This is a genomic window from Pseudogemmobacter lacusdianii (assembly GCF_030848395.1).
Lineage (GTDB): Bacteria > Pseudomonadota > Alphaproteobacteria > Rhodobacterales > Rhodobacteraceae > Pseudogemmobacter > Pseudogemmobacter lacusdianii.
Genome location: NZ_JAVDBT010000013.1, coordinates 85,460 through 99,221, shown reverse-complemented (window position 1 = coordinate 99,221; position 13,762 = coordinate 85,460). Strand labels below are relative to the sequence as shown.

The following is a 13,762-nucleotide window of genomic DNA, read 5'->3' as shown; positions in this document are numbered from 1 at the left end:
AAGGCCTTAGACAGAAATGTCTAAGGCCTTTTTTCTTTGCCTTGCTTGGATTCGCGGCTTGATCGGCCCGGATTGAGACCGGGCTTAAGGGGCGATTCCAGCTAAGAAATGCGCGAAGAGTTCGCGCTGTGAAGAGATTCCCAATTTGGCGTAAATATTGCGCCGATGGATGCGCACTGTGCCGGGCGCGATGCCCAGCTCTTGGCCCGTCGCCTCGGCGGAATAGCCTTTCAGCACCCAGTCGACGATTTCCCGTTCCCGCAAGGTGAGCCGGTCAAGCCTTTCGCCGCTGAGGGTGGGGCGGGGGGCTGAGCGGGTGGCAAATTCCGCCTCAAGCCCGGCCCAATGGCGGCGCATCAAGGCGGTGACCACCGGGGCAAGATCACCCAGCCGGCGCAGCTCGGGGCGGGTGAAGGGCTTTTCCTCGCGCATCAAGGACAGCACGACATGACAGTTGCCGGGCGCTTCGGCGAAAAAGCCGATCTCCTCGGCAATCTCGGTGCGCTGGTAATAGCTGCGGAAATATTCGCCTTGGTAGAAGCGATCGGGTGCCAAAGTGCGCAGTTGGTAAAGCCCCGAGGCAACCGGCCGAATCGCCGCTTGGCAGAAAGGGTCTAAGAGATAGGGCCCTTCCAGATAGTCGCTGACGAAAACTTGCCGCCGATGCGCGGGGAAATCGTCGAAAAGATCCAAGGGCTTGTCCTCGCCGCGATAGCCGAAGGCCACGGTGAACGTATAGGGCACCACCCCGCGCAGCCAGCTGCTGAGTGCGGGGCAAAAGCCGGTGCTGCCCAAAGCGGAGATCGCTGCGGCCAATTCTGCGGCGTGATCTGGTCTCATGGTTGAGCCGTCCCTTGTGGTCAGGAACTATGCCTTTTGTGGTATATACAGAAGAAGGCACATTTTCTACGCTTTCCCTGATTTCATAGGGTAGATGGCCAAGAGGTTCATGCAAAGTCAACCGATTGCCGAATTGCGGGAGGTCACCAAGCGCTATGGTTTGGTGACGGCGACCAGCGGGCTGAACTTGGCGATCCAGCCGGGGGAGTTTCTAAGCTTCCTTGGCCCCTCGGGCTGCGGCAAGACCACGGCTTTGCGGATGCTGGCGGGGTTTGAGCAGGCCACCGAAGGCGCGGTGCTGATTGATGGGCAGAATGTGAACGGCGTGCCGCCCTATCTGCGCCCGGTGAATATGGTCTTTCAGCAATATGCGCTGTTCCCGCATCTCGATGTGGCGCGCAATGTGGCCTACGGGCTGAACCAGCGCCGCCCGAAACCTGCCAAGGCCGAGGTTGCGGCAGCGGTGGACCGCGCCTTAGAGATGGTGCGGCTGTCCGGCTTTGGCCCTCGGCGGATTTGGGAAATGTCGGGCGGGCAGCAACAACGGGTCGCGCTGGCCCGCGCCATCATCAACCGCCCGAAGATCCTCCTTTTGGACGAGCCGATGGCGGCTTTGGACAAAAAGCTGCGCCATGACATGCAGATCGAGCTGAAATCCCTGCAGCGCGAACTGGGCATCACTTTCGTTCTGGTCACCCATGATCAGGAAGAGGCTTTGTCGATGTCGGACCGGATTTGCATCATGGGGCAGGGGCGGATCGTGCAAACCGGCACGCCGGAAGACCTCTATGACCGGCCGCAAAGCCGCTATGTGGCGGATTTCGTTGGGCGTTCGAATTTTATCAAAGCCGAGGTGGCAGGGCGCGAGGGCGATCTTCTTGCCGCGAAGGCCGGGGGCAGCGTGATTAAGGCGCGCGGCGGTGAGGGGCTGGCGCAGGGCTCTGCGGTGACGCTTTCGCTGCGGCCCGAAGAGATCCGCCTTGCCCCGGCGGGGGAAGGTTTGCCCGTCACCGTCACGCATCGGATCTTCCTAGGCGAGCACACCGAATATCACCTGCAATCAAAGGCTTTGGGGACTTTGGTCGCCGTGGTGCCGCGTGGCTCTGAAGCCGCCGGCGCTTTGGCTCCGGGGGCCGAGGTCGTGGCGCAGTGGCGCGACGGCGCGGCTTTGGCATTGCAAGCGGAATGAGACGGCGGGGCAGAGGCCCCAAACAATGACCACAGATCGGGTGCAACCCGGCAGCAAAACCAACATCAGGGAGACTAAGATGACCAAATATCGTGATCATATCCCGGCGAAAGAGTTCCTGACCCATCTGGAAAGCTTGCGCAAAGGCTCGATCTCGCGGCGGCATTTTCTGGCGGTGACCGGGATCGGCGCGGCGACAAGCCTCTTGGCCGCAAGCCTGCCGGGCCGGGCCTTCGCGCAAGCCATTGGCGACCGCGTGGGGATTGCCACTTGGCCGAATTACCATGATCCGGCCAATCTGGACGCCTTCCGCGACGCCACCGGCGCGGCGGTGGATGTGAATGTTTTCGGCTCGAACGAAGAGATGCTGGCCAAGTTGCAGGCGGGCGCGACGGGCTGGGATGTGGTGGTGGCGACGAATTACACCATCTCGACTTATGTCGAAGAGGGGATCATCCAAGAGCTGGATCTTACGCAGATCCCGAATTTCGACCGCGCCGCCACTGATCCGCGCTTTGCCGATCCCGGCGTGATCGATGGCAAGACCTATGCGATCCCGCGCAACATCGGCACCACCGGCTATTGCGTGAACAGCAATGATCTGGAGGGGGCCGAGGCTAAGAGCTGGAAGGACTTCTGGGATCTGGCGCGCGACAAGCTTTCGGGCCGGGCGATGGTGCATGACTATCAGCTGACCGCCATCGGCAATGCGTTGAAATATTACGGCTATTCCTTCAACTCGGTCGACAGTGCAGAGCTGGCCGATGCCGAGAAGCTGCTGATCGAGGCCAAGCCGCATCTCTTTGCGATCAACTCGGACTACCAGCCCTCGATGCGTTCGGGCGATGCGTCGATGTCGATGTGCTGGACCGGGGATGCGGTGCAATTGCAGCGCGATATGCCGGAAATCCTCTATGTGCTCGGCACCGAAGGCGGCGAGCTTTGGTCAGATTTCTTCACCATCCCGACCTCGGCCCCGAATAAGGCAGCGGCCTATGCGCTGATCAACTTCCTTCTTGAGCCGCAGATGGCCGCGAAAGAGGCTTTGTTCCACGGCTATCCCACGGGCGATTCCCGCGTGGATGCTTTGCTGCCGGAAGAGATGCGCAACAGCGAGATCCTTTACCCGGCGGCGGATCTGCTGAACGCGCTGGAATTTGGCGCGGCGGTGACCCTGACGAACCCCGAGCGCGCCGAGATCATGGCGCGGTTCAAGGCGGCCTAAGCCCATGCGACCATCCTTGCGCACCAGTCTTTTCCTAGCCCCTGCAACAGCTTGGCTGCTGTGCATGCTGGTGCTGCCATTGGTGGTCGTTTTGGTCTTCAGCTTCGGCACAAGGGGGGCGGCGGGCGGTTACGTCCCCGCCCTTTCCTTGGAGAATTACGCCAACCTCGGCGCGCGCTGGGCGGCGTTTCAAAACACGCTGGTGCTGGCGCCTTTGGGCACGCTCACCTGCCTTATCATTGCTTGGCCCTTGGCCTATTTCCTTGCGATCAAGGCCGATCCGCGCTGGCGGACCTTGCTGTTGATCTTGGTGATCGTGCCATTCTGGACCTCGATCCTGATCCGCTCTTACGCTTGGATCCAGATTCTTGGCGGCAACGGCCTGCCCAGCCTGATTGCCGAGCTTGGGATGGGCAAGCCGCGTCTCATCAACACGCCTTTCGCGGTGATGGTGGGGATTGTCTACGGCTATCTGCCGCTGATGGTCTTTCCGATCTATGTCGCCTTGGAAAAGCTGGACAAAAAGCTGCTTGAGGCCTCGAGCGATCTTGGCAGCCCGCCCTTCCGCACCTTCTTGCAGGTCTCTTTGCCGCTCTCGCTTTCCGGAGTGGCCACCGGCTCGATGCTGGTTTTCATCTTGTTGATGGGCGAATTCCTGATCCCGCAGATCTTGGGCGGCGGAAAGGTGTTTTTCGTTGGCAATGCGCTGGTCGACCTCTTCTTGCAATCGCGCAACTGGCCCTTTGGCGCGGCGGTGGCCGCCACTTTGGTGCTGGTGATGCTGGTCACCGTCACGCTGTACCTGAGGGCCATGAAACGGCTGTCGGGCGGGCGCGATGATGTGGCGTTGATGTAGGGGGCGGGGATGCGGCTTTACGCGCTGGCGGTTTACCTGTTCCTTTACATCCCGATCGGGATCATTGCGCTTTTTTCCTTCAATGCCGGGCGGCATGCGGCGCAGCTCACGGGCTTTTCGCTGCAATGGTATGGCAAGGCTTTGGATAATCCCTTTGTGATCGGGGCCTTGAAGACCAGTTTCACCGTTGCTTTGATCTCGGCCACTTTGGCCACGCTTTGCGGCACTCTGGCGGCGGTGGCCCTGCAGGGGATGCGAGGCCGCGCGCGGATGCTTTACGATGCGGCCCTTTATGTGGCGGTGATGGTGCCGGGGATCGTGATCGGCATTGCCACTTTGATCGCTTTGGTCACGGTGTTTGACGCTGTGAACCCGCTCCTCTTGCAGGCATTTGGGGCCGAGGCCCCGCAGCTTGGCCTTGGCAAAGGCTCTCTCATCGCGGCGCATGGCATGTTCACCATGGCGCTGGTGGTGGTGATCGTGCGGGCCCGGTTGCAAGGCATGGACCGCGCTTTGCTTGAGGCTTCGGCCGATCTGGGCGCGCCGCCGATGCGGACGTTCCTTCAGGTGACTTTGCCGCAGATCGCTCCGGCGGTGCTGGCCGGCTTCCTTCTGGCCTTCACCTTTAGCTTTGACGATTTCATCATCGCCTTCTTCGTTGCCGGGTCCGAGACGACCCTGCCGATCTATGTTTTTTCCTCGATCCGCCGGGGGGTTACGCCCGAGATCAACGCCATTGGCACGATGGTGCTGGTCGCCTCGCTCTTGGTGCTGATCACCGCGCAGATGATGTTGCGGCGGCGGGCGCGTTAACCATGGAGCAGTCGGGAATGGAGTTGCAGGGCCGGGTGGCTGTGGTGACGGCGGGTGGCGCGGGGATCGGTCGGGCGGGCTGCTTGGCCATGGCGCGGGCCGGGGCTTTGGTCGTGGTCACGGACCTTGACGCTTCGCGGGCCAAGGCGGTGGCCGAGGAGATCCGCCTGGCGGGCGGACAGGCCGAGGGGCATGGCTTAGACGTCAGTGATGATGCCGCTTTGCAGGGAAGGATCGCGGATGTCGCGGCGCGGCACGGGCGGTTGGATGTGCTGCATTCCCATGCCGGGGTGCAGGTGCCGGGGCGGCTCGATCAGATTACGGCAGAGGATATGGATCTCTCTTGGCGGCTGAATGTGCGGGCGCATTTTGTGGCAGCACAGGCGGCGATGGCGGTGATGCTGCCGCAAAAGGCCGGGTCGATCATCGTCACGTCTTCGAATTCCGGGGTGCAATATGACCGTGAGATGTTGGCCTATTGCACCACCAAACATGCGGTGATTGCGATGGTGCGCCAGATCGCAGTCGACTTCGCGCCCCATAAGATCCGCTGCAATGCTTTGTGTCCGGGCTTCGTGGACACCGTCTTCAACGCCGGCTTTGAGGCGCAGATGGGGGGGCGCGCTGGGCTGGAGCGTTATGTGGCGGGGCAAATCCCCTTGGGGCGCTTTGGCACGGCGGAGGAGATTGGCGAGGCGGTGCTTTACCTCGCCTCGGACCGGTCAAGCTTTATGACCGGCCATGCTTTGGTGATCGACGGGGCGGAGAGCCTTTAAGCGCTCCGCCCGATTTTTTTTTCAGGCAAGGTCTTCTGAGCGATCCGCCGGGCCGATCCGCAAAGCGTCATCGGTGGCAAGACCCAAGGGCTTGCGATGGGCGACGACGAGGATGCTGGTCTGCGGCAGCTCGGCGCGCAGCCATGTCAGCAGATCGGCCTCGGATGCGGGATCAAGCGCCGAGGTTGCCTCATCCATCAAAAGCCAATCGGGGTGGTTCAGGACCGCGCGGGCAAGGCCCAAGCGCTGCCGTTCGCCCATCGAAAGACCGGCCAAAGCGGCCTCGGGCGTGTCGCTGAGCAAGCGGTGGCCAAGGCCCAGCCGGTCAAGCACAGCGGCGATCCGCGCGGGGTCTTGGCTGGCAGGATCCAAGGGGTGGCAGGCGGCACCGGCCAGCCCATCGCCCAGCACAGGCGCGCCGGCGGGCAGGAAAAGGAAGCGCCCGGCGGGGCGTTCGACCCTGCCGATGCCCCAAGGCCAAAGCCCTGCAATGGCGGCCAAAAGCGTGGTCTTGCCTTGGCCAGAGCTGCCGGTGATCAAAAGTGTTTGGCCGGGGCGGATCACCCGGTCCGGCACCTTATCGAGCCAGCGCCCATCCGGCGTGGCGAGTTGCAACCCGGACAGCCGCACGGCACCATCATTCGAGACCCCGCGTTTGATATCACGCGGCGCGCCTGCCAAGGGGGTGGGGGCTTTCGCGGCCTGCATCAAGCCGTCCAAACGCTCACAAACCGCGACGAACTCGGCCAAGTCACGGTAATTGAACAAAAACCAGCTGAGCGTCGTGGTGACATTGGAAAAGGCCGAGGCGAGTTGCATCAACCCCCCCAGCGTTGCCGCGCCTGCCAGATAGGCGGGTAATGCGAAGAAGGTCGGCACCCGCAGCACGGTTTGCGTATAGGGCCGGGTGAACAGGCCCTGCAAAAGCTCGACCCGCATGATGCGCTGCCAATTGCCCCGGATCGCGGCAAAGCGGCTGTCGAGGAGGCGGCGCTCGGCCTCTTCCCCGCCGCCTTGCGCCACCGAATCGGCGCGGTCGCGCAAGCCGATCAGGGCATGGCGGAAGTCAGCCTCGACCTTCTCACGTTCAAAATACCGCGCCTTCAGCGGGCGGCCGAGACCGTGAGTGATCAGCGTGGCGATGACCGCATAGATCGGCGCCAGCCAGAACATATAGCGCGGGATCGTGACCTCAAAGCCAAAGGCGGTGAAGCTGAGCGCGAAGGTCGACAGCGACCACAGGATGGCGACGAAGGAAAAGAGCGAGACGATTTGAGAGGTCAGCTCAAGCGTGAATTCCAAGAGCCGGCTGACATAGATCCGACAATCCTCGGCCACGCGCTGATCGGGGTTGTCGATCGCGGTCTGGCCAAAACCCGGCCGCAACAGCCAATAAGCGCGGTTGCCGACCCAAAGGTCCAAGGCCTCGGCGGTCAGCCGCGCCCGCCAGCGGATCAAAAGCTGCTTGCGGAACCAATCGGCGGCCAGCCAGCTGGCGGCGGAAAGCCCGACCAGAAGGAAGAAAATGCCGACCTGCCGGATCGCCTCAGCCGCATCCATCGCCTCAAGCGCATCGAAGAAATGCTTGTTCCAAGCGATCATCCGCACCGCGACCCAGACGCCAACAAAGTTCAGCGCCAGAACAAGGGCGTAAAGGCCGATCCCCCACCATGCACCGGGCCCCCCGGCCGCAATCCGCGCCAATCGAACCGCGCGAAGCAGGGTCATGCGAAAGCCAGAGGCCATTGCGTCGTTCCTAGACTGTGCCGCCCGTTGTCAAAGCAATGGATGGCCCGGCTGCGGATGCGCTTGAGGCGGATCCGGCAGGCAAGGTCGCTTGGCTTTGGCAGCTGTTGGAATTTGGGTGCTGGCAAACGGGCTGGCGGCGTGACCGAAGGATCACGGGGGCGTCATGGCAAAACCAACCGGATTAGTCAACTTTGCTTACCCTTGCCGGGCCGCGGCACGGGCGCATAGCCCATAAAAAAGCGCCCAAGCTTGGGGCTTGGGCGCTTTTAAGTTTTGAAGGTCGCGGTTTAGCGCGGGTCGACGGTCTCGTCGCGGCGCATTGCTTCGAAGATGGTTTTCACCTCCGAGACATGGCCGATGCGGCTTTTCCAAGTGAACAAGGGCGCGAAGTGGCGCAGATATCCAAAGGCCAAGACGATCGACATGTAGAAGCACATCACGCCCATATAGGTGGGCGAGAACAGCCGATCGGTGCGCAGATTGAGCACGATCGCATTATACCAAACCACGCCCGAGATCGGCAAAGCCAGCACGATGGCCAAAGGCATCATCCGGTTCAGCATCAACAGAACGCCGCAAACGATTTCCAGCGTTTTGACGATGTCGAAAAGGCCAACCTCGATCATGGTGACCAGCATTTGCGACGAAAGCGGCATATTGCCCACGGGCTGCGGGAAGATCGGCGCGGCGCCAGCTTGGGTCAGCCAGTAAGAGGTGCCCGAGATGATCATCCAGCCGCCAAGGTAAAGGCGGAAGAAATGCAAGATAACCTTGCCCAGGGTGCCAAGGCTCAGATCAAAGGTGATGTTCTTGTTCATGATGCGCCTCAGTTCTGAGCGATGTAACGCTGGATGGAATCAATGCGGCCACCGCGGGCGCCGATGTCGATGATATCGACCACGGTCCGGGTGGTGCCGTTGATTTCAAGCTGATGCACCGCCGTCACCTGACGGCCGTCCCCCAAAAGCGGGCGCAGCAGGGTGGATTTCGCGGTCACGCCGGCTTCCAGCTCAGGGAACAGGGCGGGGTCCAGCTCGGCCTTGGCCGAGAGATATTCGGCTTTGACGAAATCGGCTTTGCCTTCGTCATAAAGCGCGGTGCGCATATCGGTGACAACATGGCGCGGCATCTTGTCGATGGCGGGGCCCCATTGCCAGCCCGGCGCGATATGCAACTGGTAGTAGATATTGCCCAAGGAAGCCAGTCCGACCACCACCAAAAGGGCGCGAACTGTATTCTGGGACAGCGTAAATTGTGCAGGCATAGCCGCTCCATTCATTAATACTTGCGGCCATTTGGCAGAATGAGAACTGCCCGAAGATCGCAAGTGCACGACGGTGGTGTCCTAGGGCGTCATTGGAAGACGTCGCAAGGCGCAAACGTGCTGACGTCACGACAGTTCCCATTTGCGTGATTTCGGCGACGAATGGGCGGGCTTATTGCGGAACTGCCGCAAACTGTCAAATTTCGTGTTTCTGGGAAAGGATTTAGACCGGGGGCGATGGCGGTGGCTTAGCCCTTTGTGCTTGCGAAAATTTCGCGCAACCTGTCGGTGTTCAAGGCGCGGCAGGTTCCGCCCTTGGGCTTGAACGTGTCGACATCCTCGCCCGCCACCATTGCATTGACCACCGACTCCTCGATGGCCTGCACCGCTGCCAGATAAAGCGGGTCGAGAAGGTCAATGGTCAGCTCTTCTTTGCGCACCAAGGGGGCGGCGAATTTCGGCATCGGGCCGGGATTGGCGGTCGAAAAGGCCAAAAAGATATCGCCCGAGCTGTTGCCGCCCGGCGTGCCATGCCGGCCAATGCCAATCGCGGCGCGCTTGGCCAATTGCCGCAGCGATAGACCCGAAAGCGGTGCGTCGGTGGCGATCACCACAATGATCGAGCCCATTTCCGTCTTTTGCGGGGCCTCATAGGGGATCAGCTCCCCGACCGGGCGGCCAAGGATGTTCAGCCAAGGCCGCAAGCCGTGATTGGCCTGCACCAAAGCGGCCACGGTATAATCTTGCCCGCCCACGGCCACTCTGCGCGACGAGGTGCCGGTGCCGCCCTTGAACTCATAGCAGATCATGCCATTGCCCCCGCCCGAGGAACCCTCGGCGACCGGCCCGGTCGAACGCGCTTCGATCGCGGCGATGGCATGCGCAGGCTCTACATGCAAAGCGTTGATATCGTTCAACACCCCGTCATAGGTCTCGGCCACCACCGGCATGGCCCAAGCGTGATGCTGGGTGAAATATTCCGCGTAATGATCGATCATCCAGCGGGTCGCGCCCATATGGGCCGCGCCCACGCCATGCGTGTTGGTGATCAGTACCGGGCCAAGGAAATACCCCGCATCGTCAATCCAATGCGTGCCGGTCATCTCGCCATTGCCGTTTAGCGCATAATGACCGGCCCAGACCGGCTGCGGTTCATGTCCCGGACGCGGCAGGATCGCCGTCACCCCGGTGCGCATGTCGCGCGCGGGATCGGTCAGGGTGCAAAAGCCGACCGCCACCCCGGGCACATCGGTGATCGCGTTCAAGGGGCCGGGCGTGCCGGGGAAAGGCAATCCAAGATCGCGGGCGCGGGGCTTTGGTTGCATATCATCTCTCCTTGGGACAATGGCGCGCGGGGCCTTAAGGCGCGGGCCGGATCGCATTCCACGCACGGTCATAATGTTCAATCGCCGTGCCAAGGTCTTCCAAGATTTGCAGCCGCCGATGCGTCTCGCCTTGCACATTGATGCTGGGCTGCGAGCGGATCGCCTCGGGCGTTAGCACATTGGCGGGGATGTTGGGCGTGCTGTTGAACTGGTGCGAGACATTCAGCGCCGCGATCTCGGGGCGCAGATAGAACTCCATAAATTTAATGGCGTTCGCGCGGTTCGGCGCCGAGGCCAGCACACACATATTCTCTTGATACATCGTCGCCCCCTCAGTGGGGATCACATATTTGATCTGGGGCCTGTCTTGGTAGAACGCATTCATCCCAACATAGGCCTGCGCGGCGACATAGGGGCCGTCTTCCAGCCGGGTGGGCGCTTCATAGTCAAAGGTCGCAATCTGTGCCTCTTGCGCCAAGATGTAATCGGCGGCTGCCCGGATTTCATCGGGATCGGTGCTGTTGACCGAGGTGCCATTGACGAAATGTCCAATCGCCAGCACCTCGCGCTTATCATCCAAGAGCGCGATCGGACCGAGGCCCTTTTTCGGGATGGCGAAAAACTCCTCCCAACTGGCGATGGGGCCGGTTTGCGCTTCATTGTAGAAAATCCCCACCGTGCCCCAAGCATAGGGCAGGCAATATTCGCCCTTAGAATCCAGCTTGGTGCGCAGGAAACTTGGGTCGATATTTTTGAAATCGGGATGAGTGTTGATGCCGGTTTTGTCCAAAAGCCCCAGCCGCAACATGATGTCGTTCATATGAACCGAGGGAAAGACGATGTCATAGCTGGTCGTCCCGGCTTGAATCTTCGCCAGCATCTCCTCATTCGAGGTGTAGCTTTCCAAGCGCACCGTGATGCCGGTCTCTTCGGTGAATTTGACCAGCACTTGTGGCGAGATGTAATCCAGCCAGTTGTAAAGGGACAAATGGCCCTCGGCCTGCGCGCCTGCGGGCGAAAGGGTCAGCGCAATGGCCCATGCCATTGTTTTCATTGGGAAGCTCCGCCCTGATGCCTGTGGCTCTGGGCCGCTGGAGGAAACGTTAAGGCGATGGCAAGGCGGGGAGGAGCGGCGGGCAGGCACGGATGGCAGACACGGCGGGCAGGCACGGGGGGCAGGCACGGAGGGAGCGAGCATCCTTCGGCTCAGACTGATGCAGGGCGCGTGGATGACACAACAACTGATGTGAGCGGTAACACTCTTTTGCATGCGGAATAAAGCCCTAGCCTTGCAGGGCGATTAATGCTGCCCTTAAAAGTGCCGATGGCGGCAGGCTGGCATCAAGCGCGGTGGCCTCATCGGGACCGGGGGGCTCAAGCGTGGCGTATTGGCTGGCCAGCAGCGAGCTGGGCATGAAATGGCCTTGGCGCTGGGCAAGGCGGGTGGCGACCAGCGGCTCGGGGGCGCGCAGATACAATATCTGCAACGTGCCCGCCTGACGCAACCGGTCGCGATAGGCGCGGCGCAGCGCCGAGCAGGCGACCACCACCGGCGCGCGATCGCGCAAGGCGCTTGCCACCCGATCCAGCCAAGGCGCGCGATCGGCGTCGTCAAGCGGCGTGCCAGCGGCCATTTTGGCGCGATTGGCGGCGGGATGCAGATCATCCCCCTCTACAAACTCGGCGCCCAAAGCCTGAGCCAAAGCCGCCGCCAAGTTGGATTTGCCACAGCCCGAGACGCCCATCACCAGAATGCGCCACGGGGCCATATCAGTCTTTCAACAGCATGATGAGCGCCACACAGGTCAGCGCCACGCCAAATCCCACCAAGGCCGAGGGCCAAAGCCCATGCATGGCCAACTCCCACAGGATCACCCAGCTTGGCACAAGGTAGGTATAGGCCATCACCTTAGCCGCAGGCAGCCGCAGCGAGGCGAATTGCACCAGCCAAAGTGTCGTCGCGGTGGCGGCGATGGTGATATAGGCCAAGGTAACCCAAACGATGCCCGGCAAAGCGGTCAGCTCGGTGCTGCGCAGGCTGGGAGCGGCCCAAAGCGTCAAGATCAACGCGCCTGCGATCATCGTCAGCAAGGTCGAGGTGAGCGCGCTTTCGCCGCGGTTGAACTTGCGCACCAGCGCCGCATAGGCGGCATGGCAAGCGCAGCCCCAGAAGTAAATCACCTCGCCCCGGCCGATCTCAAAGCGCAACAGCGCCGAGATGTCGCCGCGAAAGATCACCCAAAGCGCCCCAGCTCCGCCCAGAGCCAAAGCCACCCGCATCCGCGGCGTGGTGCGTTGGCGCAAGAAGAGCCAGCCAAAGCCCGCCGCCATCACCGGCGTGAGGGTGAAGACCGCAGCGGTCTGCACCGCAGGGGCCAGCTTCAGGCCTTCAAACATCAGCGTGAAATAGGCCGCCATCAGCGCGCCCAACACCAGCCAGCGCCAAGGCGCGCGGCGCGCCGCTTTGCGCACCGGTGCGCCGCTGATCCATGCCAAACCCGCCAAGAACACCGCTGAAAGCGCGAAGCGCCATGCCGACAGGAGAGCCGGGTCGATATGCGGGGCGGCCAGCACCCCCAGCGAGAACGATCCCGCCACAAGAGCGGAAAAGGCCAGCATTGCCAGATGGCCAAGGGCGGCGGGGCTCATGCTTGGTGTTCCTTAGTGGGGCCGGGCGCCTTCTTCAGTCTTAGCTGCACAGCCGCCACGATTTTGCCTGCTCTTTCAAATGCGCCACAAAGGCCTGCACCTTGCGGGTGCGGTGCAAATCCACATGCGTCACCAGCCACAAAGGCGATTCCCATTCTGCGCGCGGCGGCATCACCTCGACCAAGCGGTCGTCTTGATGGGCCCGGAAGGCCGACAGGAAGCCAATGCCCACGCCCTCACGCAGGGCCACTTCCATCGCTTGCGGCTCTCCAGTGCGGAAGGTCAGCGCCGTATCCGGCACCCGCTCGCGCAGCCAGCGGTGGAAGGGCGCGCGCCCAGCCTCATTATCGGCCGTGACAAAGCGGTGCTGCGCCAGATCGGCCTCCGTCTGAGGCAGGCCATATTTTTCGACGTAAGAGCGCGCGGCATAAAGCCCGGTCTTCATCCGCACCAAGGGCTGCACAACATTGTCAGGCTCTTCTGGCACGCTGCCAGCGCGGATCGCCACATGCGCCTCGCCGAAATCCAGTCGGAACAGCCGCATATCGGTGAGATAGCGCACCGAGAGATCGGGTTGCAGGGCTTGGAAGCTGGTCAGCACCGGCACCAGCAGATCCGAGATCCCCGCGATCGAGGTCACGATCAGCTCACCCTGAACCGTCTCGCCATGCCCTTTGATGCGATTGGCGAGCTGGACGAACTGCTCATCCGCCGCCTGCGCCACCACCAAAAGATCGCGCCCGGCTTCGGTCGAGGTGTAACCTCGCGCGTGGCGTTGGAAAAGTTTGATCCCCAGCCGCGACTCTAGCGCGTCGATATGGCGGATCACCGTGGCATGGTGCACGCCCAAAACCTCGGCCGCGCCCGAGACCGTGCCCAGCCGCGCCACTTGATAGGCTGTCCGTAACTCGTCCCAGTTTTGCACCTGAACCTCCTGTGCGATTATGCACATCTGTGCTGGGGGCGGCGCGAAAGGCAAGAGCTTGCGTGTCGAACTTACGCGAAGACAGCGCTGCGGTGCTTGACCTTGACGCGCTGAAGCCTGAGCTTGGCAGGCGAAGTCAGGCCTTTGGGAT

General features: G+C 61.8%; 14 protein-coding genes. 5 read left to right on the top strand and 9 right to left on the bottom strand.

Annotated elements, in window-relative coordinates:
• Nucleotides 1–84: 84 nt before the first annotated feature.
• Nucleotides 85–840 carry a helix-turn-helix transcriptional regulator gene (locus tag Q9295_RS13910; protein WP_306681175.1) on the bottom strand — a complete coding sequence of 252 codons (756 nt, stop codon included), beginning with the start codon at nucleotides 838–840 and terminating at the stop codon, nucleotides 85–87.
• A gap of 109 nt (nucleotides 841–949) precedes the next feature.
• Here Q9295_RS13910 and Q9295_RS13905 point away from each other — a divergent pair, with 109 nt between their 5' ends.
• The 5 genes from Q9295_RS13905 (at nucleotide 950) to Q9295_RS13885 (ending at nucleotide 5,699) form a co-directional block, all read left to right on the top strand.
• The gene (locus Q9295_RS13905) at nucleotides 950–2,029 is read left to right on the top strand and encodes an ABC transporter ATP-binding protein (protein ID WP_306681174.1); all 1,080 of its coding nucleotides are present in this window, start codon (nucleotides 950–952) and stop codon (nucleotides 2,027–2,029) included.
• Nucleotides 2,030–2,108: 79 nt separating this feature from the next.
• Entirely contained in the window at nucleotides 2,109–3,254 is a 1,146-nt protein-coding gene (locus Q9295_RS13900; protein WP_306681173.1) for an ABC transporter substrate-binding protein, read from the top strand.
• A gap of 4 nt (nucleotides 3,255–3,258) precedes the next feature.
• Nucleotides 3,259–4,110, top strand: a complete 852-nt coding sequence (locus Q9295_RS13895) for an ABC transporter permease (protein ID WP_306681172.1) — start codon at nucleotides 3,259–3,261, stop codon at nucleotides 4,108–4,110.
• A gap of 9 nt (nucleotides 4,111–4,119) precedes the next feature.
• Nucleotides 4,120–4,923 (top strand): ABC transporter permease, encoded by an 804-nt coding sequence (locus Q9295_RS13890; protein WP_306681171.1) that lies wholly within the window; start codon nucleotides 4,120–4,122, stop codon nucleotides 4,921–4,923.
• A gap of 17 nt (nucleotides 4,924–4,940) precedes the next feature.
• Complete coding sequence (locus tag Q9295_RS13885) at nucleotides 4,941–5,699, top strand: SDR family NAD(P)-dependent oxidoreductase (RefSeq protein ID WP_306681170.1); 759 nt, start codon at nucleotides 4,941–4,943, stop codon at nucleotides 5,697–5,699.
• Nucleotides 5,700–5,720: 21 nt separating this feature from the next.
• On the opposite strand, the gene Q9295_RS13880 is transcribed toward Q9295_RS13885, so the two are convergent.
• From Q9295_RS13880 to Q9295_RS13845, 8 genes are all read right to left on the bottom strand, one after another.
• Nucleotides 5,721–7,427, bottom strand: a complete 1,707-nt coding sequence (locus Q9295_RS13880; RefSeq protein ID WP_306681169.1) for an ABC transporter ATP-binding protein/permease — start codon at nucleotides 7,425–7,427, stop codon at nucleotides 5,721–5,723.
• 308 nt (nucleotides 7,428–7,735) lie between these two features.
• Entirely contained in the window at nucleotides 7,736–8,266 is a 531-nt protein-coding gene (locus tag Q9295_RS13875; RefSeq protein WP_306681168.1) for a hypothetical protein, read from the bottom strand.
• Nucleotides 8,267–8,274: 8 nt separating this feature from the next.
• Nucleotides 8,275–8,712 (bottom strand): hypothetical protein, encoded by a 438-nt coding sequence (locus Q9295_RS13870; RefSeq protein ID WP_306681167.1) that lies wholly within the window; start codon nucleotides 8,710–8,712, stop codon nucleotides 8,275–8,277.
• 248 nt (nucleotides 8,713–8,960) lie between these two features.
• Nucleotides 8,961–10,037, bottom strand: coding sequence for a DmpA family aminopeptidase (locus Q9295_RS13865; protein ID WP_306681166.1), 1,077 nt, complete (start codon nucleotides 10,035–10,037; stop codon nucleotides 8,961–8,963).
• A gap of 34 nt (nucleotides 10,038–10,071) precedes the next feature.
• The gene (locus Q9295_RS13860; RefSeq protein WP_306681164.1) at nucleotides 10,072–11,091 is read right to left on the bottom strand and encodes a polyamine ABC transporter substrate-binding protein; all 1,020 of its coding nucleotides are present in this window, start codon (nucleotides 11,089–11,091) and stop codon (nucleotides 10,072–10,074) included.
• A 229-nt stretch (nucleotides 11,092–11,320) separates the two neighbouring features.
• A complete protein-coding gene (locus Q9295_RS13855) occupies nucleotides 11,321–11,806 on the bottom strand; it encodes a gluconokinase (RefSeq protein WP_306681163.1) in 486 nt (161 codons plus the stop codon).
• A 1-nt stretch (nucleotide 11,807) separates the two neighbouring features.
• Nucleotides 11,808–12,686 carry a DMT family transporter gene (locus tag Q9295_RS13850; protein WP_306681162.1) on the bottom strand — a complete coding sequence of 293 codons (879 nt, stop codon included), beginning with the start codon at nucleotides 12,684–12,686 and terminating at the stop codon, nucleotides 11,808–11,810.
• A 40-nt stretch (nucleotides 12,687–12,726) separates the two neighbouring features.
• Nucleotides 12,727–13,638, bottom strand: a complete 912-nt coding sequence (locus tag Q9295_RS13845; RefSeq protein ID WP_306681161.1) for a LysR family transcriptional regulator — start codon at nucleotides 13,636–13,638, stop codon at nucleotides 12,727–12,729.
• Nucleotides 13,639–13,762: the final 124 nt, after the last annotated feature.

Excerpts from the sequence above, each read along its gene's own strand:
- Q9295_RS13895 (WP_306681172.1), top strand. The coding sequence starts at position 3,259 with ATGCGACCATCCTTGCGCACCAGTCTTTTCCTAGCCCCTGCAACAGCT.
- Q9295_RS13850 (WP_306681162.1), bottom strand. The coding sequence starts at position 12,686 with ATGAGCCCCGCCGCCCTTGGCCATCTGGCAATGCTGGCCTTTTCCGCT.
- Q9295_RS13860 (WP_306681164.1), bottom strand. The coding sequence starts at position 11,091 with ATGAAAACAATGGCATGGGCCATTGCGCTGACCCTTTCGCCCGCAGGC.
- Q9295_RS13905 (WP_306681174.1), top strand. The coding sequence starts at position 950 with ATGCAAAGTCAACCGATTGCCGAATTGCGGGAGGTCACCAAGCGCTAT.
- Q9295_RS13870 (WP_306681167.1), bottom strand. The coding sequence starts at position 8,712 with ATGCCTGCACAATTTACGCTGTCCCAGAATACAGTTCGCGCCCTTTTG.
- Q9295_RS13865 (WP_306681166.1), bottom strand. The coding sequence starts at position 10,037 with ATGCAACCAAAGCCCCGCGCCCGCGATCTTGGATTGCCTTTCCCCGGC.
- Q9295_RS13845 (WP_306681161.1), bottom strand. The coding sequence starts at position 13,638 with ATGTGCATAATCGCACAGGAGGTTCAGGTGCAAAACTGGGACGAGTTA.
- Q9295_RS13910 (WP_306681175.1), bottom strand. The coding sequence starts at position 840 with ATGAGACCAGATCACGCCGCAGAATTGGCCGCAGCGATCTCCGCTTTG.
- Q9295_RS13875 (WP_306681168.1), bottom strand. The coding sequence starts at position 8,266 with ATGAACAAGAACATCACCTTTGATCTGAGCCTTGGCACCCTGGGCAAG.
- Q9295_RS13880 (WP_306681169.1), bottom strand. The coding sequence starts at position 7,427 with ATGACCCTGCTTCGCGCGGTTCGATTGGCGCGGATTGCGGCCGGGGGG.
- Q9295_RS13885 (WP_306681170.1), top strand. The coding sequence starts at position 4,941 with ATGGAGTTGCAGGGCCGGGTGGCTGTGGTGACGGCGGGTGGCGCGGGG.
- Q9295_RS13855 (WP_306681163.1), bottom strand. The coding sequence starts at position 11,806 with ATGGCCCCGTGGCGCATTCTGGTGATGGGCGTCTCGGGCTGTGGCAAA.
- Q9295_RS13890 (WP_306681171.1), top strand. The coding sequence starts at position 4,120 with ATGCGGCTTTACGCGCTGGCGGTTTACCTGTTCCTTTACATCCCGATC.
- Q9295_RS13900 (WP_306681173.1), top strand. The coding sequence starts at position 2,109 with ATGACCAAATATCGTGATCATATCCCGGCGAAAGAGTTCCTGACCCAT.